Here is a 25,368-nt window from a genome sequence, read left to right as displayed (position 1 = left end):
CTAGACAGCTCCACTCCACAACCGGAGGCCTTCACCTACCTACGACATCAGATCGTGTCGTCACACAACCTCGACCAACCTCCCTGGACAGCACATCTAGGGGCTGTTTCATAAGGGCGGTCGAGCCGAGGCGGAGTCCGGGCGGCGATCCGGCAAGACGCGGTGGCGTCCGGATACCGGTGTTATATCCGGACGCCACCGCAACGCCGCCGGTCGTCGTCCGGGCCCGCCGCAGGCCGGCCAGCTCTTATGAAACAGGCCCTAGCCGTTTAGTGGCCTGGGTTGGCGGGGGTGGGTTGCGCCCACCCCCGTCATCCGGCCGCTGTCCGCCCAGCCGAGAACGACGGTCCGAGCGCGAGTCACGGTCGGTGCGGGCCCCGGTTGGCGGTCGCGGCGGCCACCGCGTCACACGGTGACGACGACCTTCCCCGCCGGGTGCCCGTGCCGGAGGTGGCGGATCGCGTCCGCCGCCTGGGCCAGCGGATAGGTGCGGTCGACCGCCGGGGTGAGCGCCCCCGATTCGATGAGGGTCCCCAGCTCGCTCAGGTCCCTGGTGCGCTCGACGGCGCTCACGCTACGCAGGCGTTGACCGACGAACAGGGACAGCAGCGGCGCGCGGAACATCTGCCGGTCGTAGCCGCTGAGCACGGGGCCCTTGGTGTACGTGCCGCCGACCAGCGCCAGTGTCCCGTGTGGGGTGAGGGCGCGGCGCAGCAGGGAGACCGGCCGATCGCCGCCGGTGTCGATGACCACGTCGTAGATCGGGCCACGGCTGTCGACCTCCTCGCTGGTGTAGTCGAGGGTGTCGTCGGCGCCGAGGCCGCGTACGAACGCGGCCCTGGCCGGCGCGCAGACGGCGGTGACCGTCGCCCCGTACGCCTTGGCGATCTGTACGGCGTGCGACCCGACGCCGCCGGATGCGCCGATGACCAGCACGCGCTGCCCTGGGCGTACCGCGCCGCTGTCGCGGACCGCACGCAGCGCCGTCATCCCGGAGACCGGCGCGGCGGCGGCCTGCGCGAACGACAGGTTGGCCGGTTTGCGGGCCAGCCGCCGCTCCGGCGCGCTCGCGAACTCGGCGTACGAGCCACGCGGACAGGTGCCGAACACCTCGTCGCCGGGCCGGAACCGGGTCACCCGAGCACCGACCGCGACCACCACCCCGGCCAGGTCCCGCCCGCGCACCGGCGCCCGGGGCCGGCGCGGCCCTGCGGCCAGCCGCGCCAGGTAGGGGCGACCGGTCATGAAGATCCACACCCCGGGGTCGACCCCGGCGGCGCGGACCTGGACGAGGACCTCCTCGTCGTTCACGGCGGGTTGGTCGATGTCGCGAAGGTGGAGCACGTCGGGCGGGCCGTAGCTGTCCTGGACGATGGCCTTCACGGTGTCGCCTCCTCGGGGTACTGGAACACGTCGTCGAGACGTGCGTCGAACAAGCGCGCGATCTTGAACGCCATCTCCAGCGACGGCGAGTAACGACTCTGCTCGATGGCGATGACGGTCTGTCGGGTCACGCCGATCCGCTCGGCGAGCTCGGCCTGGGTCATCTCGCCGTGCGCGAAGCGCAGCGCGCGGATGTTGTTCGTGACGCGGGTCGGCTTCACCACTGCGGGACACCCTTGCGGTAGACGATCACCTTCGCCAGGGCGCCAACCGCCGCCGACAGGACGAAGCACAGGTAGATGACGTTCGCGATCCAGAACCAGTCCCATTCGGCCAACGCCATCAGCATCGCCGACACCGCGCCGATGGCCACGAACGCCTGACCGACGTGGTCACCGAGCCGTCCGATCTCCCGGTCCCGGACGTCCTTGGCACGGGAGGCGCCCGGGTTCAGCACACCCATCCCGATCTCGGCCACGATGCTCGCGACGACGGCCCCGCCGATGGTCCACAACAGCACCCCGGCGTACGGCGTGGCGGTGAGCGGACCACCGTCGGCCCGGTTCAGGACCACGGCCGCGTAGGCGGCGTAGCCCACCACACTGACCACCAGCATGATCCAGGCGCGTTTCTCCTCGTGCGTCACGACCGCCTCCTGCTGTAAAGAATTCTTGACATGCTCATAGTATGGCGTCTTTGACATCATGTCTAGAAAGCTTTACATCGGCGTCGTGCGCCGCCCCCGATCGGGCCGCGAGGTCACCCTCATTGATCATGGTGACTGGTTTTGTCGTACACCTGTTCTAGGTTCGGGGTGTGATCGAAGAGTTGGCGCAGGCGCGGGGCGCGGTGGCGGATGCCGCCGCCGCGCCGGCCTGGGCCCTCGCGGAGCATGACCTGGTGGCTGCGCTCGACGCCGCGCACCGGCTCGAGCAGCAGCTCGCGGCCGTCAAGCTGACCCTCGTGCGCGAGCTGGACGGCCGGGGCACGGCCCTGGCGCAGGGCGCTTCGTCGACGGCGGTCTGGTTGCGCGACCGCCTACGGTTGACAGTTCCCGCAGCCCGCCGGTTGGTCGAGTTCGCTCACGCCCTCGACACGGGCGCTCCCGAGGTCCGCCGGGCGCTGGCCGACGGAGACGTCAGCCTGGAGCAGGCCCGCGTCATCGCCGACACCGTCGACACCGTGCGGGCCGCCGCCGGCACCGACGTCGCCACCAGAGCGGTCGGCGTCCTCGTCGACTGGGCCGGCCAGTTCGACCCCACGCTGCTGCGCAAGCTCGCCACCCGCATCCTCGACCACGTCGCACCCGAGGTCGCCGACGCCGCCGCCAAGGCCGCCCTCGACGCCGAAGCCCGCCGGGCCACCCGGGATCGTCACCTCACCCTGTCCGAGCTGACCGACGGCCGGCTGCGGTTGAGCGGCACCCTCGACGCGGAGACCGCCGGCCTGCTCCGCGCCGCCCTCGACCCACTGACCGCACCCTCCGGTCAGGACGACCACCGGTCACCGGGGCAACGGCGGCACGACGCCCTCGGCGACCTCTGCCGACTCGCCCTGCGCACCAAGGAGCTGCCCGAGCACGGCGGCGAGCCGGCCCAGCTCGTCGTCACCACCAGCTTCGACGGCCTGGTCCGGCAGCTCGGTGCCGGCACCCTCGACGCTGGCTTCGGGCTCACCCCGGAGACGGTACGTCGCCTCGCCTGCGACGCCGCCATCCTGCCCGCCGTGCTCGGCAGCGCCGGCCAGACACTCGACGTCGGCCGCCAGCGCCGACTCGTCACCGGCCCCCTGCGCCGCGCCCTGATCCTGCGCGACCGAGGCTGCGCCTTCCCCGGCTGCGACCGACCACCCCGCTGGTGCGACGCCCACCACCTCCGACACTGGGCCGACGGCGGCAACACCAACCTGGCCAACGCGGTGCTGCTCTGCGGCCACCACCACCGCCACCTCCACCATGGCGAGTGGGCCGTCCAGTTGGGCGGCGACGGCCACCCCGAATTCATCCCGCCCGCCTGGCTCGACCCGGAACAGGTCCCCCGCCGCAACCACTACCACCGGCGAACATGACGGCAGCGGGTCAGCCACGCACCCGATGACGGTGCCGTTCGACCTCTCCGATTCGTGGCTGCGCCGCGCGTTCCGGAGCTGGCGAGCGTGCCGTGGGCACGGCCTGCACGGGGCGCGGGGCGGCGAGCAGGGCCTCGGCTTGGCGCCCGGTGTGCCCAGCGGTCGGCCCGTCCCCCGCGCAGGCTAGCTCTCGCGATTGTCGGGCAGATCGAGGTACGCCAGCAGCCGCAGCAGCACGCTGACATGCGAAAGGTCGTGCCACAGCGACACGAAGCCGTCTGGACCACCCCGCCGCAGGAGGCTCGTCAGCTCGGCGACATCGTCGCTACTCTGCCCGCAGTCGATCTCCAACTCGGGGCGCTGGACCATCCCGAACGCCGCACCCAGGTCCATGTTCCAGTAGTGGTCGACGCCAAGCTGTGACAGCTGGATCTCCGGACCGAATCGGCTCTCCGCCGCATCCAACAACATCGAGCACGCTCGGCGCAGATCCGCGATCCGCAACACCCCGTCAGCATCGGTCATGCCCCAGGATCCCTCAGGGCACTGTCAGAGGTCGGTGACGCGGATGCCGGCGTGGGCTTTGTAGCGCTTGTTGATGGCGATCAGGTTCGCGGTGAACGCCTCGATCTGGTGGGCGTTGCGCAGCCGACCGGCGTAGATGCCGCGCATGCCGGGGATCCGCGCGGCGAGCGCCCCGACGATGTCGACGAGTTCCCGGTCCTCGGTGCAGATCAGCACGTCGAGGTCGATCCGGTCGACCTCGGGGTCGGCCAGCAGTGGTGCGCTCACGTGGTTGAACGCGGCGCAGACGCGGGAGTCGGGCAGCAGCGCGGCAGCCTGCTGGACGGCGCTGCCCTCGGCGACGGTGAGCGCGTACGGACCCTGCTTGTCGAAGCCCAGCGGGTTGACGCAGTCGACGACGATCGTGCCGGCCAACGGCTCCGCCAGGGCGGCGACGGTGGCCGCGTGGCCGTCCCACGGCACCGCGATGATCACCACGTCGCTGCGGCGGGCCACCTCGTCGTTGGCCGCGCCGGTGATCCGCACCTCGGCCGGCATCCGGGGCAGCGCGGCGATCTCGGCGGCGGACTCGGTGGCCCGCTCGGCGGACCGGGAGCCGATCAGCACCGTCTGGCCGGCCCGGGCGAGTCGATAGGCAAGGCCACGGCCCTGGTCGCCGGTGCCGCCGATGATGCCGACCGTCAGCCCGGAAACGTCGGGCAGCGTGCTCGCGTCGTATGCCATGGGCTCATCCTCGCAAACCGCTCGGCGCGCCAGAGTCGCCAGCCACTGTGACAATCCCCGCTGCCCGCGCGACCCGACCGCGCGGCGACTCAGGCCAGCTCGAACAGCACCGTACGGGCCGCCGGGTCGGCGGTGACCAGGCGGACGCGGACCCGTTCGCCGAGCGGAAGTTCACCGAGGCAGCGGCTGCGGACCGGCGGGGCGTCCAGGGCCACGGTTCCGCCGGGCGGCCGCGGCCGGGACTTGCCGTTGGCAGGGGCGTCGACGTCGAGCACCGCCGCGTCGAAGGTCTCCCCCACCCGGTGTTCCAGCAGCACCGCCTCGGCCAGTTCAACCGCGCCCCGGCTGGCCGCCGAGGCGGTGCGGTCGGTGCTGGCCATCACCTCGGGCAGCCGGGGCAGCGCGGCGCGGGCCCAGTCGGGCACCTCCCGGCCCGCGTGCAGGGCCAGGCAGACCTCGGTGGCGTACCGGTCGGCCAGGCGCCGCAACGGCGCCGTGACATGGGCGTACGCGGCCGCGACCCCGCCGTGCTCCGGCTGCTCCGGGCGGCTGCCGTCGAAGGCGGTGTACGCGGCGCCGCGCATCAACTCGGCGGCCTGGTCGATGAACGCGGCGGCACGTGGCTGCGCGGCGTCCAGACCGGCGATGACCTCGCCGGGGCTCGCGCCGTCCGGCCAGCGCACGCCCAGCGGGGCGGCGGCCGCCCGCAGGCGTTGCACCGCCTCCGGCTTCGGTGGGGGCATCGTCCGCAGCAGGCCGATCCCGCCGGCCAGCATGATGTCGGCGGCGGCCATCCCGGTCAGCAGCGAGATCTGCGCGTTGTGCTCCTCCATGGGCGCCGGCCCGCGCAGCACCAGCCGCCACCCGTCGCCGTCGGGCTCCACGTCCTGCTCGGGCAGCGGCAGGTTGATGGCCCCCCGGCGCAGCCCACGGGCGGTCAGCCGGTCGCCGATCTCGGGCAGCAGCGCGATCGGCTCGGGCAGCCGACCGGCGTCGGCCGCCGCCTGCACGCCGGTGTAGTCGAGCTTGGCCCGACTGCGGACCAGGGCGCGCTCCAGCTCGACGGCCACCGTGGCGCCGTCGGCGTCCAGGTCGATGGTCCACACCACGGCGGCGCGGTCGTCGTCGGGCAGCAGGCTGGCCGCACCCTCGCTGAGCGTCACCGGGTGCAGCGGCACGTTGCCGTCGGGCAGGTAGACCGTCTGCCCGCGCCGCCAGGTCTCCTCCTCCAGCGCGCCGCCCGGCTCGACGTGCGCGGCGACGTCCGCGATCGCGTACCGCACGCGGTAGCCACCTCCCGTCCGGCGGGCCAGGTGCATCGCCTGGTCCAGGTCACGGGAGGTGGCCGGGTCGACGGTGACGAACGGTATGTCGGTGCGGTCGACGGCCGGCCGGGGCGGCGCGGCGGCCGCCGCGTCGGCCTCCCGCTGGGCGGCCGTGGGGAAGCTCTCGGGCAGGCCGAGCTCGCGGCGCAGCGCGCCGAAGTCGATGCGGGGGGCGAGTACGCGTCGGATGACCACGGGTCAATCCTGACAGCGCCGCCGGTGATCCGCTTCCGGTGACCGGCCGAGTCCACGCCGCGCCGCCCGGCCAGCCCGGGGCGACGACCAGCGCCAGCCGGGGCGACCCCGGCCGAGGCGGGGCGACCCCGGCCGAGGCGGGGCGGCCAGCCCGGGGACGACCAGCGTCAGCCGGTCGCCCTCCGCGCCGTGGTCCGCGTACCCCGGGGGGCGGTTGCCCGTGCGGCGACCGGCTGCGACGGCGACTTGCGGGCGGTCACCTTGCGGGCCGGCGCCTTGGCGGCGGTGGTCTTCTTCGCCGGGGCCTTCTTCGCCGCCGCCTTACGGGCGGTCGTCGACGACGTGCCGGTCACCTTCGAGGCCGGGGCCTTCTTCGCCGCCGCCTTGCGCGCGCCGCCGGCCGGACGGGTCGCCGTCTTCTTCGCCGCCGTGGTCTTCTTCGCGGGCGCCTTCTTGGCGGGAGCCTTCTTCGCGGCCGTCTTCTTCACCGCCGACGCCTTGGTCGCGACCTTGCGGGCGGGCGCCTTCGTCGCGGCCGTGGTCCTCTTGGCCGCCGAGGCGGTGGTCTTCTTCGCCGCGCTGGTGGTCTTCTTCGCCGCGCTCGTCGCCTTGGTCGCGGTGCCGCTCTTGCGCGCCGTGGCTGCCGGGCTCCGCTTCGCGGCGGTGGCCGTCCCGCGGGCGGACGCGGTCTTCGCGGGCGCCTTCCTGGCCGCCGCCGTGTTCTTGGCCGCCGTGGTCCTGGCCGTGGTCGCGGTCTTCTTCGCGGGCGCCTTCTTGGCCGCCGTGGTCCTCTTGGCCGCCGCCGTGGTCTTCGTCGTCTTCGTCGCCGTTGCCTTCTTGGCGGGGGCCTTCTTCGCCGCGGTGGTCGTCTTCGTCGCCGGGGCACGCCCCGCGCCGCCGGCCGCCTTGCGGGCCGGCGCCTTCGCCGCGCCCGTGGTGGACTTGCGCACGGGGGTGGTCCGGCTCGCCGACGTGCCACGCTCCGCCGCGGCGGTCTTCTTCGCGGTGGTCTTGCGGGCGGCCGGGCGGGTGGTGGCCTGCTGTGTAACGGCCATCGTGGTTCCCTCCTTGGGGACGTGCTCTCGCGTGCGTCCTCGCGGAGCACGAACTACCGCGACGCGGGCCGTCCCGCGCCGTCTACCTGTCCTCCCCGGCCCAACGCGCGTCCTCGGCCTCCCACGCCTCATTCCGCTCCTGCACTCGCTGCAGGGCGTTCTCCGCGTCGGCCGCCGAGTCGTACGGGCCGAGGACGTGCTTCGCCGGACACACGTCGGCGTCCGTCTCGACCCGGTGGTGTCGGGTGCACCAGTAGAACTGCCCACTACGTTCGCTGTCGCTCATGGGAAACACTGTGCACCGCGAACCGGTTGCCCGCCACCGGATCACGCAAGTCGCCTAACCCTCTCCACAGTAGAGACGCTTACCGCACCGCGGGCGAAAACGCCGAAAGAAGTGCAGGTGGGGGCGTTGGAAGGCGCGGGAACACCGGTGGCCGAACGGTCGATTCCCCGGCACGACGCTCCGGGGCAGGATTCGTGGCCGTGATCAACACGGTGACGGGCGCGGGGGCGTGCCCGCGATGCGGAACGACCACCGCGTCGCTGAGGGACGCGGCGCCGTGGTGCCCCGGCTGCGAGTGGAACCTGGAGGCGTACGACCCCGGGCGGCGCGAGCGCGAGTTCGGCTGGACCTGGGTCGACCGGTGGACCCACCGGTTGGCGTTTCAGGCGACCGGGCAGCAGTTCCGCCAGTTGCTCGGCCGTCCGCTCGGCGACGGCGGGTCGAGTGCGGCACGGACGCTGACCGCGGTGGTGTCCCTGCTGCTGATCGCGGCCGTGCTCGCCCTCGCGGTCGTCGGCGGTTGGCTGATCGTGGCGTTCCCCTTTCCCAACCTGGCGATCGTGCTGGGTGTGGCGATGGTCGCCCTGGCGGTCGCCCTGCGGCCCCGCTTCGGCCTAGTCGACCCGAATCTGGAGGTCCTGTCCCGCGACCGTGCGCCGGAGCTGTTCGGGCTGATCGACGAGGTGGCCGCGGCGATCGGCGCGCCGGTGCCGGACGTGGTCGGCGTCGACAACGCCATCAACGCGTACGCGGGCGCGGTCGGGGTGCGACGCCGCCGGGTGTTGGCGCTCGGGCTGCCACTGTGGGGCTCGCTGCCCGCCGGTGAACGGGTGGCGCTGCTCGGGCACGAACTCGGCCATTTCGTCAACGGCGACCCGCGTCGGGGTCTGCTCACCCAACCCGCGTTCACCACGCTCGCCTCGGCCGCCGACCTGTTCCGGCCGGTGCAGACCACCGTCGGGGCCGGGCTGCTGGAGATGGTGGGTGACGCGCTGGGCCGCGCGTTCCAGTGGGTGGTGTCCCGGGTGCTGTTCGGCGCGCACCTCGTGCTGGTGAGCGTGGCGCTGCGGGACAGCCAGCGCGCCGAGTACCTCGCCGACGACCTGGCCGCCCGGGTCGCCGGCACGACGGCCGCCACCGATCTGCTCGACGCCCTGCTGGCCGGCGAGTCGATGGCGTTGGCGGTACGTGTCCACGCACGAGCGGGGCACGGCCCGGACCGTTGGCGGTCGGCGTTCGCCGAGGCCCGCGCGGCGAACAGTCACCGGCTGCCGCTGCTGCGCCAACTGTCGGTCCGTGACGAGGCCTCGCTCTTCGCCGCCCACCCGCCGCTCGGGCTGCGTCGCCAACTGCTCGCCGGACGGCCGTGGCAGGACCCGTCGGTGGTGCTCACCCCCGCCCGGCTGGAGCGCATCGACGCCGAGCTGACCGCGGAGTACAAGCGCTTTCGTCGTACCGTCGAATGGTCGGGCTGAGCACGACGCGACCTCGACGCGACGGCGGTGGCCGCCGACGCGCGGCCTATGATCGCCCGATGGCGGTACCGGACTACATCGTGCGGATGCGAAAGCACGTCGGCCACGACCTGCTGTGGCTGCCCAGCGTCAGCGCGGTCATCCGCAACGACGCCGGTGAGCTGCTGCTCGGCCAACGCTCGGACGACGGGCGGTGGTCGGTGATCAGCGGCTTCGTCGAGCCGGGCGAGCAGCCGGCCACCGCGCTGGTCCGGGAGGTGCGGGAGGAGACCGGCCTGGACGTGACGCCGCTGCGCCTGACCAGTGCCGTCTCCCACCCGCACACCTACCCCAACGGCGACCGCTGCGAATACCTCAACCTGGGCTTCGTCTGCCAGGTGGTGTCCGGCACCGCGCGGGTCAACGACGACGAGTCGCTGGACGTGCGGTGGTTCGCGCTGGACCGGCTGCCCGAGTTGGACCGGCACGCGCTGCTGGTCATCGCCTACGCGTTGCGCGACAACCCGTCGGCCGGCTATCTGCCGCCGGGCACCACCTGGGACGACGTACCCGACTGAGCCTCCGGCCGCGACGTCCTCAGACCGCGACCCGTTCGACGGGGATCCACAGCTCCGCGTCCGCCGTGCTCCCGTCCGCGGACACCCGCACCCGGGAGATCTCCGGTCCGGGCCGGCTGCGGTACGGGTTCGACGGGAACCACTGGGTGAACACGTCCCGCCACAGGAACTGCACCGCCTGCGGGAACGCGCCGGAGGTGGTGAACACCGCCCACGACCCGGCCGCCACCGGCAGCGCGTCCAGGTCGTCCGGGGGCGTGGCCCCGGTGACGGCCCCATGCCAGTAGTCCAGCTCGCTGCCCTCGGCCCGGGTGTCGGCCAGGTTGTCGCTGACGTTGACGATCCCGGCCGGCTCCTGGTCGGAGAGCGCCTCGATCCGGGCGGTCGTCTCCTTGTCGATGCTCCTGACGAACGCGACGATCGACGGGTTCATCCCCTCGTGCACCAGCGGAACCCGGGCCTTGCGCCCCACCAGCGCGAACGCGTCCTTGGTGACGATTCGGTACTCCATGCTGCCGCTCCCTTCCACGGTGAGTCGGAAGGACATCCGGGGCTGGGAACGCAACGCCGCCCCCGTACGCCGGGCTTCTCCGGGCCCCACGCCGTGCACGGCGTGGAACGCACGGGCGAACGCCTCGGCCGAGCCGTAGCCGTAGCGCACCGCGATGTCGAGCAGCGTCCGCTCCCCGGCCAGCACGTGCGCGCCGGCGACGGTGAGCCGACGGCGGCGGACGTACTCCGACAGCGGCATGCCGGCCAGCGCGGAGAACAGCCGCCGGAAGTGGTACTCCGACGTGAGCGCGATCCGCGCCAGGTCGGTCACCTCGATCTGCTGGTCGAGGTGCCGCTCGATGTGCGCCATGGCCTCGTTGAGCCGCTCCAGCACCCGGGCCTCCTTCCCTTACGAGCAGCAACGCTAGGCGGCGGGCCAGGTGGTCCACCCGACATCCGGTGCCCGCATCGGTCGGGCCGCGGTCCGGGGTTGAACCGCCAACCGGGACATCTCAGCGGGGCGGCTGCTGCATGATCCAGGTGGGCACCGGCTCCGACAGGGTGCCCACCACCTCCCAGCCGGCCCGGCGGTACAGGTCGACGTTGCCCGGGTTGCTGGTCTCCAGGATCGCCGGCAGTCCGTCGGCGGCGGCACGGGCCAGCCCGGCCCGCATGACGGCGCGGCCCCAGCCGCGTCCGGCGCTGTCGGGGTGGGTGCCCAGGACACCGAGATACCAGAACGGGTATGTCGGCAGTGCGGCGTGCACGGTGTGGTCGTAGCCCTGCACCCGGGCCAGCACGTCGGCCGGGTAGGAACCTTCCTTCGGCGACCTGTGCACGGCTGCCGGCCCGGCAGTCCGCACGTCGGCCGGCCCGGCAGTCGGTTGCTTGGCCGGCGGCTCCCAGATGGCGACGGACGCACCGCCACCTGTCGTCCAGATCGACGACAGGTGCACCCGCTTGTCGAAGAGGTCCCCGAAGAAGGTGGCGGCGTGGCGCGGGTAGGTCTCCTCGTCGGGGAACAGGAACCGCAGGATGGGATCCTTGACGAACGCGGCGACCAGTGAACCGACCACCGCATCGCGGTCGGCTGGGGTGGCGATGGTGATCTCGGGCGCTGTCACAGCAGTCGACACTAGCCGGGAAAAGCGCCTTGACCCTGACACGGTGGCAGGACGAAGACTCGCCTCATGGACGTCGACAGCTACCGACAGCACTCCCCGTACAGCGACCCGGGCCGGCATGCCGCACTGCTCGACGCCGTGCCCGCCGACATCGCCACCGTGGCGGCGACCGCCCGCAACCTGATAGTCCACTACCGCGCCGGCGGCGTCGAGTTGCCCGGCGACCGGCTGGAGGAGGTGAACAGCCGCTGGGTGGAGCGCATTCTCGACACCGACCAGTCCCGCTTCGCCCTGCCCCTGCGCACCGAGCGCCCGGCCGTCGACCGGGTGGCCGGCTGCTGCCGGGACCACACGCTGCTCTCGGTCGCGCTGCTGCGTCAACACGGCGTCCCGAGCCGCAGCCGGGTCGGCTTCGCCTCCTATTTCACGCCCGACTGGCACCACGATCACGTGCTGGTGGAGTACTGGAACGGCCACCGCTGGGTCTGGGCCGACCCGGAGGCCGACCCGGCCGGCGACCGGCGGTTCGACGGCTACGACATCGATCCGACGGCGGGGCTCTTCGATTCGGCGGCGCGGGTCTGGTCGGCGTACCGGGCCGGAACGATCGATCCCGACGTCTACGGCGTGGCCCCCGACCTGCCGGTCCACGGCGCCTGGTTCATCTACGACTACCTCCTGCACGAGCTGGCCCATCGGCAGAAGGACGAGCTGCTGCTGTGGGACAGCTTCGGCGCGATGACCGACGACCTCGCCGACGCCGACCTCACGCTCGCCGACGAGATCGCCGCGCTGCTGCTCAAGGCCGACGACGGCGACGAGGCCGCGGAGAAGGCGCTCGCCGACCGGTACGCCACCGACAGCCGTCTGCGTCCCGGCGCTCAGGTACGCAGCTTCTCACCGGTCTCCGGCACGGTGAGCACTGTCGATCTGCGCGTCAGCCGAAGGTGAGGGCGTACGCCTCGCCGCCGGGGTCGCCGAACGTGACCTCCAGGGTCCGCTCGCGGACCGCGCCGTCCTGGCGGACGAGCTGGTAGAGGCGGCCGTCCTCCAGCACGCCGTTGCCGGCCTCGTCGACGTCGACGCCGTGGGACGGGCCGGGGGCCTCGCCGTCGAGGAGCACCCGGAACGGGACCGGCCGTCCCGTTCCGGGGGCCAGCACGAGATGCGCGTCGCGGGCGTGGAACCGGACGGCGATGCTGGCGCCGGCTCGACCGACCGCGACGTTCTCCGACCCGATCGTCCACTCGCCCGACAGGGCCCACTGGTTGAGTGCCAGGCTCTCGGGGAGGTCGTAGGCGCGGCGTTCGTCGAGCGCGGGGCCGTTCGGCGACGCGAAGTGTTCGCCGCGACTGAACCCGAGGTACGTCTCGGGCGTCCGCAGACTGTCCCAGTCGGCCGCCACCTCCGGGCCGATCCCGGCGACGGGTACGAGGTCCCGCTCGACACCGAGCAGACGCTGGATGGTCCGCTCGGACTGCTCGTAGCGACCCTCACCGAAGTGCTCGTCGCTGATCACGCCGTCGGTGTCGACGAAGTAGAGCGCCGGCCAGTACTGGTTGGCGAAGGCGCGCCAGATCGCGTAGTCGCTGTCGACCGCGACCGGGTAGTCGATGTCGCGCGCCGCCACCGCGGCGCGTACCCAATCCACCTGATGCTCGAAGCCGAACTCCGGCGTGTGCACCCCGACGACGACCAGGCCGTCGTTGCGGTACGCCCGCGACCAGGCCCGGACGTACGGCTCCTGGCGCAGCCAGTTGATGCAGGTCAGCGTCCAGAAGTTCACGAGTACGACGCGTCCGCGCAGCTCGGCGGGGCCGAGCGGCTCGGAGTTGAGCCACTCGACCGCCCCGCCGAGCGGCGGCAGGTGCACCCGACCGAACGCGGCCATCTACCGCAGCGACCGGAAGGCGGTCCGCAGCTCCTCGGAGAAGATCTTCGGCTGCTCCCACGCCGCGAAGTGCCCACCGACGTCGAGCTTGTTGTAGTAGATGAGGTTCGGGTACGCCTGCTCCGCCCAGCTCTGCGGGGCCTCGTACAGCTCGTCGGGGAAGACGCTCACCGCGACGGGGACGTTGACGCCCTTGGTGGCGAAGAACGAGAGCTTGTTCTCCGCGTAGAGGCGGGACGCGGAGACCGCGGTGTTCGTCAACCAGTAGAGCGAGATGTTGTCCAGGATGTCGTCGCGGGTCAGGCCCGCCTGGGCGCCCTCGAAGACCTTCGCGATCAGGGCGAGGCTCTTCGCGTCGTGGTCGAGCAGGAACGACGCCAGGCCCACCGGAGAGTCCGCCAGGGCGGTCAGCGTCTGCGGGCGCGTCGCCATCATCAGGGCGTACGCGACGTGCTTCCAGACGTAGTCCAGCTCGGTGGCCGCGCGCATCTCGTCGTCGGACAGGCCCGAGGGCAGCGATCCCATGGCGTTGTTCGCTCCGGTGGTGTCGCCCTGGAACAGCAGGTCGATCTCGGGCGGGACCGCGCCGGGCATGTTGGTGTGGATCCCGAGCAGCTCCGGCGGGGCCTGCACGCCCATCTGGTCCACGACGACCGCTCCCCAGTCGCCGCCCTGGGCGACGAACCGGTCGTACCCGAGGCGCTTCATCAGCTCGGTCCAGGCGGTGGCGATCTTCTGCGGGTTCCAGCCCGTCGCGGTGGGCTTGCCCGAGAAGCCGTGGCCGGGCAGGGACGGGATCACCAGGTGGAAGGCGTCCGACGCGCTCGCGCCGTGGGCCGTCGGGTCGGTCAACGGCTCGATGATCTTCATCTGCTCGATCACCGACCCGGGCCACCCGTGCGTGACGATGAGCGGGAGCGCGTCCTCGTGCTTCGAGCGCACGTGGATGAAGTGGATGTCCACCCCGTCGATGGTGGTCATGAACTGCGGTACGGCATTCAGCCGTGACTCGACCTTGCGCCAGTCGTACTCGTTTTCCCAGTAACGCGCGACGGCCTGGATGGTCGCGAGTGGCACGCCCTGCGACTGGTCGTCGACGATTTCCTTCTCCGGCCAACGGGTGGCGGCGATCCGCCGTTTCAGGTCGTCGAGGTCCGCCTGGGGAATTTCCACCGTGAATGGCCGGATCTCCGTGATGCCGGGCCGCGTCTTCGTCTTGACCGCCATGCTTTCGTCCTCTCTGTCACCAGTTCACGCCTCGCGAGGGGAATCATGGGGTGAGGGCACTACCCGGATGTGTGCGCCAATTCGAGAAAGGCACGCCGCCCCCTGTCTCGGAGCCTAGAACGCGGCACCTCGCGGTCGTGGCGATACGAGCAGTCACGCGGTCGGCGGAGATTTTCTAGCGGGTGTCAAAGTCCTCGGTCGAGCCGAGGGCCTTGACCCACGCCCTAGGTCCGGTTTCATAAGGCGGTCGGGCCGAGGCGGAGTCCGGGCGGCGATCCGGCAAGGCGCGGTGGCGTCCGGATAACGGTGTTGTATCCGGACACCACCGCAACGCCGCCGGTCGTCGTCCGGGCCCGCCGCAGGCCGACCAGTTCTTATGGAACAGGACCTAGCTGCCCGTCCAGGTCACGGTGGTCAGCCGGGCACCGAGCAGCCGCCGCGCCCGGGAGACCTGACGGGCGCTCGCGTTGACCAGCACCGCCTGCTCCGCGGCGGCGAGAATGGGAAGATCCGACAGCGAGTCGCTGTAGGCCACCCGCCAGGGTGGCGTCACCCTGCGGGCGGCCAGTTGCACCATCTTCGTCGGGCCGTAGTTGTGCACGATCAGCTTCGGGCCACGGATGTGCGACGCCACCAGGTCGACCTCGGCGAGGCCGATGGCGTCGAGCAACGCGCGTGCCAGGGTGTGCTCACACGCGGTCACCACGACGACGCGGTCGCCCGCCGCGAGGTGAGCACGGATCATCCGCAGACCCGGTGCGATGAGCCGACCTGGCTCGGCGCCGAGGTCGGCGCCGAAACGCCCCAGCTCGGCCTGCAACCGATCCGCGTTCCGGCCGCACAGGCCGATCCGGCTCATCCATTGCGCCGCCCGCACGCGGTAGGCGGGAACGGCGATCATGGGCGCGAGGAGGACGAGCAGACCGACGGCCAGCGGCAGCCGGGCACCCGTGAAGACGACGCGACGCATGAAGAGCCCGAACGCGTCCCCGCGCAGCAGCACGCCGTCGAGATCGAAGACGACGGTCGGGGTCGTTTCCTCGCGGTCCTGCCCCATCTCAGATGGCGTTGGACGGTCGAGCTGGCCTGGTGCCGACAACGGCGCTGGCGATCAGGAGCACCGTCGCCGGCAGGAACGCGGCACCGATGCCCAGCCCGAGCAGCAGACCCCACCCGCCGATGACCAGCGCGGCCACCAGGTCGACGACGCCGGCCAGCCGGCCGAATCGCTGCGCAAGAACCGGCAGCACCGCGGCGACGACCGGAACGCCGAGCAGGTAGCTGGCGGCAGAACCGGAGTCGTCCACGGTGAAGGGCGTCAGCGCGACGGCCACCAGCACGGTGATCGCCAGGGCCGACCACCGCAGCACCCGCCGGGCGTCGACCGGCTTGCGGACCACGACACCGACACCGACGACCAGTACGCCCACGACCGCACCGACCGTCACCAGATCAATCATCCCCGTACCTCCCTCAACGACACGGTACGGACGCGGAGCAACACGGAGGGCCAAGATCCACTCGTCTTCCGTGAAACCGGCCTATCCCAGTCCCCCGGACACCCCAATGTCAGCGAAGTCGAGTGGATCTAGCGCGAGCGACGGACCGCGGGCCTGCCGAGGCGCACCAGCGCCACGCGGCCGCCGGCTCCTCAGGGCATGCCCGCGTACCGGAGCGGGAGCGGAGGTCGCGGCCGACGCCAGACGACGTACGCCAGGATGGCGGCGACGGTCAGGAGCACCACACCGATGAGGGCGATGAACCATGCCGATCGGTCGCCAACCTCCTGCACCCCGAAGCAGGGATCACTCTCGGCGTAGTGGACGCGGATGCGATCGCCGGTGGTCACGGTCCGGTTCGCCTTGACCGCCACCCGAAAGTGCGCGTCACACGTCTCGCCGCGGCTGGTCGTGAATTGAATCGCGACGAGTGTTCGCGCACCGCGATGCTCGACCTCGCGCACCACGGCCGACGCCTCCGATGCCCGATCGTCCGCCACGATCGACCCGATCACCAGGCCTGTGAGCGTCATCGCGAAGATGAGGTAGAACGCAGAGAACACCCGCAGGAAGGTCCGACTCGGGCGTCGACGGTTCATGGCCGGGACTCTAGAAGGGGTCCGCAAGGCGCCAGTTGCCGCGAGCGGCCGGGTGAATCTCGCGCGGGCAGGCTTGATCCACTCGTCTTCCGTGAAACCGGCCTATCCCAGGCCCCCGGACACCCCAACGTCAGCGAAGTCGAGTAGATCTACGGCGAGCCCACGACGGACTGCGCGCCCGTCGATCCGGCGCGTGACGGAATGCTTACCGGCTTTGCGCTGGCCGCGGATCATGCGGCAACATCAGGCGGCGTGACGGCACCAGGCACGGAACCCGCAAGCGACAGCCCGGCCAGAACACCCCGGTCGAGTCGGCGGGTCCGACGCTGGATGGCCGGCACTGGAGTCGCCGCTCTGGCCGCCGCCCTCGGCGTCACCCTCGCCGTACGCGGCGGCGCCGCCCCGGCCTGCGCCGCGCCGCCCAGCGGCGGCACCGTCCACAGGGGAACAGCCAGCTTCTACGACGGGGGCCGCTCGGGCGGCACCTGTTCCTTCCCGGGCCCGCCGGCCGACCGGCTCTACGCGGCTGTCGGCTCGTCGCAGTACGCCAACGCGGCCGCCTGCGGCAGCTACCTGGACGTCACCGGCCCGAAGGGCACGGTCCGGGTGCTCGTCATGGACCAGTGCGCCGGCTGCGGAAGCAGCAAGATCGACCTGTCCGAGGAGGCGTTCGCCCGGATCGCCGACCGCTCGCAGGGCATCGCCTCCGTGGCGTACCGGGCGGTGGTCGACCCGCCGCTCGACGGCGGTCTCACCTTCCGGATCAAGGGCGGGGCGTCGCAGTGGTGGTTCGCGGTCCAGGTCGGCAACCACGGCAACCCGCTGCGCTCGGTCGAGGCCAAGGGCCCGACCGGCGGCTTCCGCAAGACGACCCGCCAGGCCGACAACTACTGGACCGTCGACGACGGAATCGGTCCCGGCCCGTACACGATCCAGGTCACCGACGTGTACGGCCACCAGAGCACCGGCACCGGCATCCGCATGACGCCGAGGAAGGTCCAACGCACCACGGCGTCCCTCGTCGCCGCCCCGCCCAGCGCCTCCCCAACGCCCGCGTCGCCCTCGCCGTCACCCTCCACCTCGCCGACGCCAACGGCGGAGTCAGCCGCGCCCACGACGACGGTCGAGGCCCTGGCAGGCGCAGCTCCGCTGGCCGCCGCCCGCTGCTGACCCCGCGCCCCGCTGCGGCGCTTGTCATGCGCGCGGGTGCGACCGGCGTGCGAGTGCGGCCGTCGTGCGGCTGCCACCGGCGTGCGGCGCTCGGCGTGCGCCTGCGCCTGCGCCTGCGGCGTGATCGACTCCAGATCGCCGAAGTGGCGGCATCCGGGCGGCGTGACACCCCCACGTCACCGACCTGGAGTGGATCACGACCACCGGTGGCGCGTCAGGTGCTGATGGCGCCCAGCACGGCGGCGGTGTTGCCACGGGCGGCACGCTCGCCGGCGGCCACCACCTCTTCCGGGGTGGCGCCACGGGCCATCGCCTTGGCCATGGCCTCCTGACGCCGTTGCTCGATCTGCTCGTTACGCCTCTGCTTCAACCGGTTCCAGAAAGACATGCGTCAGACCATCCCCGCGCTCCGGCGACGGCAAACCGATCAGAAGGCGTGCTGTCGGGCGAGCGGACGGCCGTAGGCAGGCCGCCCGCACATCGCCCGCACGTCGCGTACCGGCCGCCCGCACATCGCATACCGGCCGCCCGCACATCGCGTACCGGCCGTGCCCACATCGCGTACCGGCCGCCCGCACATCGCGCCGGAAAGAGAGAAGAGACACCCGCTGCCGCCCGTTGACATGCGTTTCAGGCGAGTGACAGCGTTGTCATCGACTCATTTCCTCCATATGAGACGAGGAGCGCATCTTGCTCTATCGGAACTCACCCCGCCGCCGGGCGACAGCAGCCGCCGCGGTCGGCATTCTCGTCACGGGCCTGGCGCTCGCCCCCTCCGCGCCCGCCCAGGCCAAACCTCACGGCGCGCAGGACGAGGCCGTACGGTCGGGCAACGCACGGTTCGAAGTGCTCTCCCCGACCCTGATCCGCACCGAGTACCAGAAGGACGGCCGGTTCACCGACGCCGCCACGTTCAACGCCATCGGGCGCGACGACTTCACCCGTACGCGTTTCACCAAACGCGTCGAGCACGGCTGGCTCACCATCGACACCGGCGCGATGACGCTGCGCTACCAGGTCGGCTCGGGCGCGTTCACCGCCGACAACCTGACCGTGCGGCTCAAGACCGGCAAGCAGACCGTGCAGGGCCAGCCCTGGGCCGGCCACACCGCGCCGGCCTGCGCGTTCGGCGCGCTCTGCGAGGCCGAGTCGCTGCAACTCAACGGTCCCGGCGTGGCCACCGACCACCGGGGATACACCGGACGCGGCTTCGCGGCGGGCTTCTCCGCGTCCGGCGACTCGGTGACGTTCGCGCTCGACGCGCCGGAGGGCGGCACCAGGCAGCTCGCCGTCCGCTACGCCAACAGCACCGGCGGCGACGGCCAGAACGTGGACCGCACCCTGACCGTGCAGGTCGACGGCGACGCCGGCCGCACGCTGACCCTGCCGCCGACCGCGAACTGGGACACCTGGGGCCTGGCCACCGTGCCGGTCGACCTCACCCCCGGCCGGCACGAGATCAGCGTCGTGCGGGGTCCCAACGACTCCGGCAACGTGAACATCGACAGCCTCGCGGTGGTCAACCCGGGTGACCCGTTCCCCGCGCCGTCCGCACCCCGGCCGCAGCCCCTGCGCTTCGGCACCCTGGGAGAGGCCGAGACCGGCGCGCTCGCCGGCGGCGCGCGGCCTGCGAACGACCACAACGGCGCTTCGGGTACGGGTTTCCTGGCCGGCCTGGAGAACACCAGCGCCGCCGTGGCGCTCACCGTGACGGACGTACCCGCCGCCGGTGACTACCAGGTGCAGATCCGCTACGCCAACGGCCAGGCCGGCGCCCAGCCGAGCCAGACGCGCACCATGTCGGTGACGCCGGGGACGGCGGCACCGGTCACGGCGACCCTGCCGCCGACCAGCGGATGGGACTACTGGAACACGGTGGCCGTCCCGGTCCACCTGGACGGTGGCACCAACACCGTGACGCTGGGCTGCCCCACCGACGCCAGCTGCAACATCAACGTCGACACGGTCGCCGTCACGGGCAAGGACTCCCCGCTGCTCGCCCCGCACGCGCCGCTCGGCGGCTACCGCCGGGGGCTGGACGGCGTGACCGGCTCCGCGCTCACCGCACCGGGCCTGCTCTACCAGGACGGCTGGTACCTGCTCGACGACTCGGCCTCGGCCCTGCGCACCACCAAGCCCCGGCCCGCTCCCGAGCAGGACGGCTACGTCTTCGCGTACGGGCAGGACTTCACCCGTGGCCTGGCGGACCTGTCGACCCTGACCGGCCCCACGAAGCTGCTGCCCAAGTGGGCGTACGGGGTGTGGTACTCCGAGTACTACGACCGCACCGCCGCCGAGTTCCAGGCACTGGTGGACCGGGCCAGGGCTGAGGGCGTACCCATGGATGTTCTTGTCCTTGACACCGACATCAAGGCGCCGGGCAAGTGGAACGGCTGGAGCATCGACCCCACCCGCATTCCCGACCCGAAGGCGTTCTTCGACTGGGCGAAGAAGCAGGGCCTGCACACCGGCATCAATATCCACCCGAGCATCCTCGGCTCGGACCCGAAGTTCGCCCAGGCGCAGGCCACCGCGAAGGGCAAGCTCCAGCGCGTCGGCTGCAACGGCGGCCCGGACTGCTACACGTTCGACTTCGGCGACCCGGACCAGCTCAAGGCGTATATGCAGCTGCACGACGGGATGATCCCGAAGGGCAGCAAGGGCCCGGACCTGTGGTGGCTGGACTGGTGCTGCGACAACACCACGTCGTCGCTCGCCGGCGTGACCGGTGACGCGTGGATCAACCAGCAGTACGCCGACAAGACCGGCTTCGCGTTCTCCCGGGCGTACGGGTCGTTGCAGGCCGGCGGCTACAGCAGCCCGACCCCGGTGGCGACCGGACCGTGGGCCGACAAGCGCACCACGCTGCACTTCACCGGCGACACCACCAGCGACTGGTCGACCCTGCAGATGGAGGTCGGCTACACGCCGGGCGAGTCGGCCGCGACCGGGCTGGCCGCCGTCAGCCACGACATCGGCGGGCACACCGGTGGCCTGCGGGAGCCGGGCAGCGAACCGGGCAGCACCAAGCTGCCCGACGACCTGTACGCCCGCTGGGTGCAGTTCGGCACGTTCCAGCCGATCGACCGGCTGCACTCCAACCACAGCGACCGGCTGCCCTGGCAGTACGGCCCGGCAGCCAACGCGTCGGCCAAGAAGTTCCTGAACCTGCGCAAGGAACTGCAGCCGTACACCTACGCCGCCGCCAAGGAGGCCACCCGCACGGGTACGCCCATCGTCCGCTCGATGTACCTGGCGTACCCGAACGAGCAGGCCGCGTACGCCACCGCCGGCTCGCAGTACCTCTACGGTCCGGACTACCTGGTGGCACCGGTGACGACACCGGGCGACACCGCCACCACGTCGGTGTGGTTCCCGCCGGGCAACACCTGGACGGACATCTTCACCGGCAAGACGTACCGGGGCGGCACCACGCAGAACATCACCACCACCCTGGACACCATGCCGGTGTTCAAGAAGCACTGAGACGGCGTTCCTGACACCGGCCGGGTGGGGCAACCCACCCGGCCGGTTCGTCGCTTGGCTGGACTCAGCGGGCGCGGCTCCCCTCTTGACGTTGCTCCGCCAGTTCGGCGAAGGGCAGGGGGCAGCAGGTGCTTGCGGCGCAGGTGACCAGGTCGTCACAGCCGGCCGAGATGGCGTCCCGCAACGTGTCGCGGATGACCGTCAGGTCGGCCAACTTCTGCTCGATCTCCACAAGCTTCTCCCTGGCACGCACCTGGAGGCCGGTGTCGGACCGGCCCCGGTGCTGGTGTCTGCCGGCGTCGAGCAGGTCGGGGTCCGGCCGGGAGAAGCCGAAGGTGAAGAACGCGCAGCAGGACGACTCTCGGGCCGCCAGGTCCCGCGCCAACTCCTCGACCCGGGCGGCACCGTCGAGGCGCAACCGCAGATGCCGCGCCGACAGTCGGTCGACGCCTCGTACCTCGGTGGTGAAGAACCGATCGAACTCGGCGAGCCGCAGCGGCCGTTCGGGCCGTCGGGAGGGTGCAGGCATCCGGCACCCAGGCCTCGTCCGCCGTGACGTGGCGATCGCTCATAGCCCCGACGGTAAGCCTGTACCCGGGTAACAGATGCAAGCCCAACGGCACTGCCCCACCGTCATCCCCGCGGCACGGGACGGTGAGCCGACCCCGCCCACCCGGTGCTCGCCCCCTTACCATCCCTCAGTGATCTCGAATGCCTTCGATACGCGCGGTGGGCTCACCTACGTCGACCGCCTCGACTTCACCCGAGGCAGCCCGCTCAGGGCTGTCCGCCGGATGGCCTGGCCAACGGTCAAGCTGCACGTTGACGACAGCACATTGACCCTGTCGTCACGTACCAGCTCGGACACCTTGCGGCACGTCCAGGTGGAGGCACTGCCGCACCGACCTCTGCACGGACGGTTTCCGCTGCCGGCGACCGCCGTCTCCTTCCAGGTCGAGGGACGCGACCAGGTTCTGCTCTTCTGGACTCCGCGCGTTGGCGCGGTCCTGCGTAAACTCGCCGATCTCGGCTGGGACGCCGAAGACCCTCGGTCCTGAGCCTCACCCTGTGGTGCAGTCGGGACGATCGGCCAGAGGTAGCGGCTCTGCTGCGCCTCAGCGGTCCGGTCAGATGGCCGGACACCTGACAACATGCCTCGCCAATGCTTTCCGGTCTCGGCTCGGAACTACGCTAGGACCAGCGCGATCACCAGGGCAGGCAGCATCAGGAGGGGCGCCGCAAGGCGGACGAGCTGCCACGCCCAGACGTTGCGGGGTGAACCGTGCTTCACGCGGCCGCTCGCGAGCCACATAGTCAAGAGCGCCAACCATCCGGCCCACGTCCCGCAGTGAATCCCGACCACGAGGGCGTCTCCGTTCGGCACCCCGACCACGAGGTCTCTCATCCACGGCTCGTGGCCAGTCTTGTACGTGACATCCGAGAGCAACAGACCTGAAACAACCAGCCCCACAGCTGGGAGCAGGAGAACGTAGAAGAGCCGTCGACGCGGCCGAAACGCGAACGCAAGCACGGCCACGACAACGACAGCAGTCGCCCGCACACCCCAGCCGATCGTGACCATAGGGAGCCGGCCGCAGCCGGAGGCCTGGCAAGCCAGCTCGGCGAACCACGGGACGAAGCGTTGCCGGAAGTCGATCGCCGAGCCGAGCACAAACGTCGCTCCGGCCCAGACGGCGCACAGCATCACGACGACCGCGAGGCAGCCGACGTTGCCTCGCCACGTCGGCGTAGCCACCTCGCTGGGCGTCGCGTCGCGGTCGCTGGTCATAACGGCGGCGAACGTACACCGCGTGGTCAACCCCGGATGCGGGCACCCGGGGTTGACCTGCGCCGCCCTGCCGACGGGCAGGTCCAGGTGCCGACCCTCAGACGGTCAGGGGACGAGGGCTACGAAGCTGAGGCCCGTGGTGTGCTCCGCCAGGTCGAGGGCGGCCGCCGGGTCGTCCAGGCCGACCGTCCGCATCTCGATCGCGGAGAGGTCCAGCAGTCCGGAGCGGACCAGGTTCCACACGTTGGTCACGGTCTCGTCGTTGCTCATCCAGGAGCCGCGCAGGGTGAGCCTGCGGCGCATCAGGTCGCCGTACCCGATGGTGAGGTCTTGGCGTACGCCGCCGATGAGCACAAGAGTGCCGCGCCCCCGCAAGCTGTCGTAGGCGGCCATGGTCGCGTCCGCCGTTGGCGTAGCGCCGAGGGCGTCGAGGGCGATGTCGACCGGGCCGATACCCACCGCATCCGTCGTACGGTCGCCGGTCAGCCGGTGGATACGCATGCGGGGGTCGAGCTCGGCCAGCCGGTCGAGCGCCCCCTTGTTGCGGCCCACCGCTGTCACCGTCGCGGCGCCCTCAGCGAGCGCCATCAGCACCGCCGCGCCGCCGAGTTGGCCCGTCGCACCGATCACCGCGACGTCGCGGCCGGTCAGCGGACCCGCCGCGTGCAGGCCCGTGGCGGCGATGCAGAGCCACGGCACAAACGACAGACGGGCCGGGTCCGGGTAGTTCTCCGCGCCGGGCAGCTTGACGAGCGTTTCCTTGGCGCACAGCGCCGTTTCCGCGAAGACACCGTCGCGCCACACCGTACGCATGCGATCCGTCCGCTCGCTGCCGGCCCCGGAACCGCCAAGGCCGACCCAGCCCACCAGGATCTCGTCTCCGCCGCCCGCGTCGAGCAGCGCCGTGTCCAGCACGACGTCGCCCGGGGCGACGTGGAACACGTCGGGCGCAACGTCAGTCACCCGGCCGACGCAGGAGGGACCCAGGATGAGCGGCACGGGCAGGCCGCCGCGGTTGCCCTTCACCACCATTTTCGTGTACGCCGGCAGGTGCGCGGCGAGCACCTCCACGAGCACGCCACCGCCCTGAAGGGTCGGCGAGGCAACATCGGAAAGCTGTACGTCGTCGTCTTCTGAAGCAACAGTCCAAGCACGCATGGGACAAGCCTGACGACTCGTTAGAGTGGTATCCAGAGCCGCTTTATTCTGGTATTGGAGGTCCCAGGGTGAGCAAGGAGCTGGGCACGTTCCTTCGCAGCCGGCGCGAGCGGATAGCCCCAGCCGATGCGGGTCTGCCGGTCACGCGGCGCCGCCGCACACCAGGGTTACGCCGGGAGGAACTGGCCCTGCTGGCCGGTATCAGTGCCACCTGGCTCACCTATCTCGAGCAGGGCCGCGATGTCCGCCCCTCCGGCCAGGTGCTCGACGCCCTCGCCCGAGCGCTGCGGTTGACCGACGCCGAGCAGGAACACCTGCACCACCTCGCCGGCGCAGGAGCCGCGCCGGAGCAGGACGTCTCCGAGGAGGCGACACCCGAGATCGCCGGTGTTCCGGCGTTGCTCGGCAACAACCCCGCGTACGTCACCGGCATCTGCTACGACGTACTCGCGACCAACCACGCCGCAGCGGAGCTGTTCCAGGGCGTGGGGCCGGGTGGCAACGTCGTACGCTGGGTATTCACCGAGCCCGTCGCCCGCCAGGTGCTGGTCGACTGGGAACAGGAGGCGCGCAGCATCCTGGCCCGGCTGCGGGCGATCGCCGGACAGCATCCCGGTCACCCGCGGGTAACCCGGCTCGTGGCCGAACTCACCGAGATCAGCCCCGAGGTACGCCAGTGGTGGCCGCAGTACGACATCCAGTTCAGCCACGCGGGCCGCAAACGCCTCCGGCATCCCCGACTGGGTGTGATCGCCGTATCGCACGCCGCGTTCCACGTCGCCGAGCGACCCGAACAGACGCTGGTGGTCTACCACCTGCCGGACAGCACCGACCTCTCTGCGGGAGCGACAGTTCCCGCGTGAGCCGTCATGTGTAGGCCGCCGACAGGACTTCAAGCCCGACCGGACCGGCGAGGCCGCCGGGCCTGGGACAACCACCCGAGGAACCTGGCGTGCATCGCCGGCAGGTTCGGGCGCAACCCCAGGCCGTACGCGTCGTCGACCGCATCGTGCATCGACGCGGCCAGGTAGAACGCCAAGGCGACGGAGTGGCCGTAGAACTCGGCCGTGAGAGTGAGCTGGGCCGGGCCGCACGGCCAGGGTGCGGCGCAGTTGCGGCACAGCCGCCTCGGACGCATCGGCAGGTGCGGGCGGGGGCGGGCGTTCATCCGATCCGCACCGTGCCTCGCCGATGTCCGGCCGGCAGGGCCTGCGCCCACACGCCCGCCCGTCGCACGTACAACTCGCGCCGCGCGACCGCGTCGCCCGCCGCGTTGAGCTGGTAACCCTCGATCCAGACCCACCCGTCGTACGTGTGCCGCTCGGGCAACTCGCGGATCACG

At 71.4% G+C, this 25,368-nt stretch carries 29 protein-coding genes; 8 read left to right on the top strand and 21 right to left on the bottom strand.

Annotated elements, in window-relative coordinates; all coding sequences use genetic code 11:
* Positions 1-405: 405 nt before the first annotated feature.
* Genes AB0B55_RS23800 through AB0B55_RS23790 form a run of 3 tightly spaced genes read right to left on the bottom strand, consistent with a single transcriptional unit; the run spans position 406 to position 2,029 of the window.
* Positions 406-1,383: an NAD(P)-dependent alcohol dehydrogenase gene (locus AB0B55_RS23800; RefSeq protein WP_357173855.1), complete on the bottom strand. Its 978-nt coding sequence runs from the start codon at positions 1,381-1,383 to the stop codon at positions 406-408.
* Positions 1,380-1,577, bottom strand: coding sequence for a helix-turn-helix transcriptional regulator (locus AB0B55_RS23795; protein WP_355051501.1), 198 nt, complete (start codon positions 1,575-1,577; stop codon positions 1,380-1,382). The genes AB0B55_RS23800 and AB0B55_RS23795 overlap by 4 nt, the downstream gene beginning before the upstream one ends.
* Positions 1,578-1,600: 23 nt before the next feature.
* Positions 1,601-2,029 carry a hypothetical protein gene (locus tag AB0B55_RS23790; RefSeq protein ID WP_357132734.1) on the bottom strand — a complete coding sequence of 143 codons (429 nt, stop codon included), beginning with the start codon at positions 2,027-2,029 and terminating at the stop codon, positions 1,601-1,603.
* 170 nt (positions 2,030-2,199) lie between these two features.
* On the opposite strand from AB0B55_RS23790, the gene AB0B55_RS23785 reads away from it, so the two are divergent.
* Positions 2,200-3,450, top strand: a complete 1,251-nt coding sequence (locus AB0B55_RS23785; RefSeq protein WP_357173852.1) for a DUF222 domain-containing protein — start codon at positions 2,200-2,202, stop codon at positions 3,448-3,450.
* A gap of 183 nt (positions 3,451-3,633) precedes the next feature.
* Here AB0B55_RS23785 and AB0B55_RS23780 read toward each other — a convergent pair whose 3' ends face one another.
* From AB0B55_RS23780 to AB0B55_RS23760, 5 genes are all read right to left on the bottom strand, one after another.
* Complete coding sequence (locus tag AB0B55_RS23780; RefSeq protein WP_357173849.1) at positions 3,634-3,975, bottom strand: hypothetical protein; 342 nt, start codon at positions 3,973-3,975, stop codon at positions 3,634-3,636.
* A 24-nt stretch (positions 3,976-3,999) separates the two neighbouring features.
* Positions 4,000-4,698 (bottom strand): NADPH-dependent F420 reductase, encoded by a 699-nt coding sequence (gene npdG / locus AB0B55_RS23775; protein ID WP_357132728.1) that lies wholly within the window; start codon positions 4,696-4,698, stop codon positions 4,000-4,002.
* 89 nt (positions 4,699-4,787) lie between these two features.
* A complete protein-coding gene (locus AB0B55_RS23770; protein ID WP_357173846.1) occupies positions 4,788-6,218 on the bottom strand; it encodes an RNB domain-containing ribonuclease in 1,431 nt (476 codons plus the stop codon).
* A gap of 167 nt (positions 6,219-6,385) precedes the next feature.
* Positions 6,386-7,273: a histone gene (locus AB0B55_RS23765; RefSeq protein WP_357173843.1), complete on the bottom strand. Its 888-nt coding sequence runs from the start codon at positions 7,271-7,273 to the stop codon at positions 6,386-6,388.
* Positions 7,274-7,355: 82 nt separating this feature from the next.
* Positions 7,356-7,559 carry a hypothetical protein gene (locus AB0B55_RS23760; RefSeq protein WP_357132722.1) on the bottom strand — a complete coding sequence of 68 codons (204 nt, stop codon included), beginning with the start codon at positions 7,557-7,559 and terminating at the stop codon, positions 7,356-7,358.
* Between the two features lie 200 nt (positions 7,560-7,759).
* On the opposite strand from AB0B55_RS23760, the gene AB0B55_RS23755 reads away from it, so the two are divergent.
* Entirely contained in the window at positions 7,760-9,034 is a 1,275-nt protein-coding gene (locus tag AB0B55_RS23755; RefSeq protein WP_357173840.1) for a M48 family metallopeptidase, read from the top strand.
* A gap of 59 nt (positions 9,035-9,093) precedes the next feature.
* The gene (locus AB0B55_RS23750; RefSeq protein WP_357132717.1) at positions 9,094-9,591 is read left to right on the top strand and encodes an NUDIX domain-containing protein; all 498 of its coding nucleotides are present in this window, start codon (positions 9,094-9,096) and stop codon (positions 9,589-9,591) included.
* A 19-nt stretch (positions 9,592-9,610) separates the two neighbouring features.
* Here the strand turns inward: AB0B55_RS23750 and AB0B55_RS23745 are convergent, their stop codons facing one another.
* Together AB0B55_RS23745 and AB0B55_RS23740 are read right to left on the bottom strand one after the other, a co-directional pair.
* A complete protein-coding gene (locus AB0B55_RS23745) occupies positions 9,611-10,477 on the bottom strand; it encodes an AraC family transcriptional regulator (protein WP_357173837.1) in 867 nt (288 codons plus the stop codon).
* A 118-nt stretch (positions 10,478-10,595) separates the two neighbouring features.
* Positions 10,596-11,207, bottom strand: coding sequence for a GNAT family N-acetyltransferase (locus AB0B55_RS23740; protein WP_357173834.1), 612 nt, complete (start codon positions 11,205-11,207; stop codon positions 10,596-10,598).
* A gap of 66 nt (positions 11,208-11,273) precedes the next feature.
* Between AB0B55_RS23740 and AB0B55_RS23735 the strand changes: the two genes are divergently transcribed.
* Positions 11,274-12,158 carry a transglutaminase domain-containing protein gene (locus AB0B55_RS23735; protein WP_357132711.1) on the top strand — a complete coding sequence of 295 codons (885 nt, stop codon included), beginning with the start codon at positions 11,274-11,276 and terminating at the stop codon, positions 12,156-12,158.
* Here the strand turns inward: AB0B55_RS23735 and AB0B55_RS23730 are convergent.
* The 5 genes from AB0B55_RS23730 to AB0B55_RS23710 all read right to left on the bottom strand — a co-directional run bounded on the left by AB0B55_RS23730 (position 12,145) and on the right by AB0B55_RS23710 (position 16,423).
* Positions 12,145-13,098, bottom strand: coding sequence for a redoxin family protein (locus AB0B55_RS23730; RefSeq protein WP_357173831.1), 954 nt, complete (start codon positions 13,096-13,098; stop codon positions 12,145-12,147). The genes AB0B55_RS23735 and AB0B55_RS23730 overlap by 14 nt on opposite strands.
* Positions 13,099-14,325: an epoxide hydrolase family protein gene (locus tag AB0B55_RS23725; RefSeq protein WP_357173828.1), complete on the bottom strand. Its 1,227-nt coding sequence runs from the start codon at positions 14,323-14,325 to the stop codon at positions 13,099-13,101.
* Between the two features lie 388 nt (positions 14,326-14,713).
* Complete coding sequence (locus AB0B55_RS23720; protein ID WP_357173825.1) at positions 14,714-15,382, bottom strand: haloacid dehalogenase-like hydrolase; 669 nt, start codon at positions 15,380-15,382, stop codon at positions 14,714-14,716.
* Position 15,383: 1 nt separating this feature from the next.
* A complete protein-coding gene (locus AB0B55_RS23715) occupies positions 15,384-15,785 on the bottom strand; it encodes a hypothetical protein (protein ID WP_357173822.1) in 402 nt (133 codons plus the stop codon).
* Between the two features lie 191 nt (positions 15,786-15,976).
* Complete coding sequence (locus AB0B55_RS23710; protein WP_357173818.1) at positions 15,977-16,423, bottom strand: DUF3592 domain-containing protein; 447 nt, start codon at positions 16,421-16,423, stop codon at positions 15,977-15,979.
* A gap of 330 nt (positions 16,424-16,753) precedes the next feature.
* Here AB0B55_RS23710 and AB0B55_RS23705 point away from each other — a divergent pair, with 330 nt between their 5' ends.
* Entirely contained in the window at positions 16,754-17,593 is an 840-nt protein-coding gene (locus AB0B55_RS23705; protein WP_357173815.1) for an expansin EXLX1 family cellulose-binding protein, read from the top strand.
* A 214-nt stretch (positions 17,594-17,807) separates the two neighbouring features.
* Here AB0B55_RS23705 and AB0B55_RS23700 read toward each other — a convergent pair whose 3' ends face one another.
* Positions 17,808-17,981, bottom strand: a complete 174-nt coding sequence (locus AB0B55_RS23700) for a hypothetical protein (protein WP_357132695.1) — start codon at positions 17,979-17,981, stop codon at positions 17,808-17,810.
* A gap of 302 nt (positions 17,982-18,283) precedes the next feature.
* Here AB0B55_RS23700 and AB0B55_RS23695 point away from each other — a divergent pair, with 302 nt between their 5' ends.
* Positions 18,284-21,079 carry a TIM-barrel domain-containing protein gene (locus tag AB0B55_RS23695; protein WP_357173812.1) on the top strand — a complete coding sequence of 932 codons (2,796 nt, stop codon included), beginning with the start codon at positions 18,284-18,286 and terminating at the stop codon, positions 21,077-21,079.
* Positions 21,080-21,143: 64 nt separating this feature from the next.
* Here the strand turns inward: AB0B55_RS23695 and AB0B55_RS23690 are convergent, their stop codons facing one another.
* Positions 21,144-21,608 (bottom strand): hypothetical protein, encoded by a 465-nt coding sequence (locus tag AB0B55_RS23690; RefSeq protein ID WP_357173809.1) that lies wholly within the window; start codon positions 21,606-21,608, stop codon positions 21,144-21,146.
* Positions 21,609-21,780: 172 nt separating this feature from the next.
* Here AB0B55_RS23690 and AB0B55_RS23685 point away from each other — a divergent pair, with 172 nt between their 5' ends.
* Positions 21,781-22,137 carry a hypothetical protein gene (locus AB0B55_RS23685; RefSeq protein ID WP_357173806.1) on the top strand — a complete coding sequence of 119 codons (357 nt, stop codon included), beginning with the start codon at positions 21,781-21,783 and terminating at the stop codon, positions 22,135-22,137.
* A 128-nt stretch (positions 22,138-22,265) separates the two neighbouring features.
* On the opposite strand, the gene AB0B55_RS23680 is transcribed toward AB0B55_RS23685, so the two are convergent.
* Both AB0B55_RS23680 and AB0B55_RS23675 read right to left on the bottom strand, forming a co-directional pair.
* On the bottom strand, positions 22,266-22,868 hold the full coding sequence (locus AB0B55_RS23680) for a hypothetical protein (RefSeq protein ID WP_357173803.1): 603 nt from the start codon (positions 22,866-22,868) through the stop codon (positions 22,266-22,268).
* A gap of 105 nt (positions 22,869-22,973) precedes the next feature.
* A complete protein-coding gene (locus tag AB0B55_RS23675) occupies positions 22,974-24,026 on the bottom strand; it encodes a zinc-binding dehydrogenase (protein ID WP_357132680.1) in 1,053 nt (350 codons plus the stop codon).
* A gap of 68 nt (positions 24,027-24,094) precedes the next feature.
* On the opposite strand from AB0B55_RS23675, the gene AB0B55_RS23670 reads away from it, so the two are divergent.
* On the top strand, positions 24,095-24,889 hold the full coding sequence (locus tag AB0B55_RS23670) for a helix-turn-helix transcriptional regulator (RefSeq protein ID WP_357173800.1): 795 nt from the start codon (positions 24,095-24,097) through the stop codon (positions 24,887-24,889).
* Between the two features lie 29 nt (positions 24,890-24,918).
* Here the strand turns inward: AB0B55_RS23670 and AB0B55_RS23665 are convergent, their stop codons facing one another.
* Together AB0B55_RS23665 and AB0B55_RS23660 are read right to left on the bottom strand one after the other, a co-directional pair.
* Positions 24,919-25,194, bottom strand: coding sequence for a hypothetical protein (locus tag AB0B55_RS23665; protein ID WP_357173797.1), 276 nt, complete (start codon positions 25,192-25,194; stop codon positions 24,919-24,921).
* The gene (locus AB0B55_RS23660; RefSeq protein WP_357173794.1) at positions 25,191-25,367 is read right to left on the bottom strand and encodes a hypothetical protein; all 177 of its coding nucleotides are present in this window, start codon (positions 25,365-25,367) and stop codon (positions 25,191-25,193) included. The genes AB0B55_RS23665 and AB0B55_RS23660 overlap by 4 nt, the downstream gene beginning before the upstream one ends.
* Position 25,368: the final 1 nt, after the last annotated feature.

The sequence above is a fragment of the Micromonospora sp. NPDC049107 genome (assembly GCF_040648595.1).
In the GTDB taxonomy this organism is placed as follows: Bacteria; Actinomycetota; Actinomycetes; order Mycobacteriales; family Micromonosporaceae; genus Micromonospora.
This window is presented reverse-complemented; position numbering and strand designations above follow the sequence as displayed.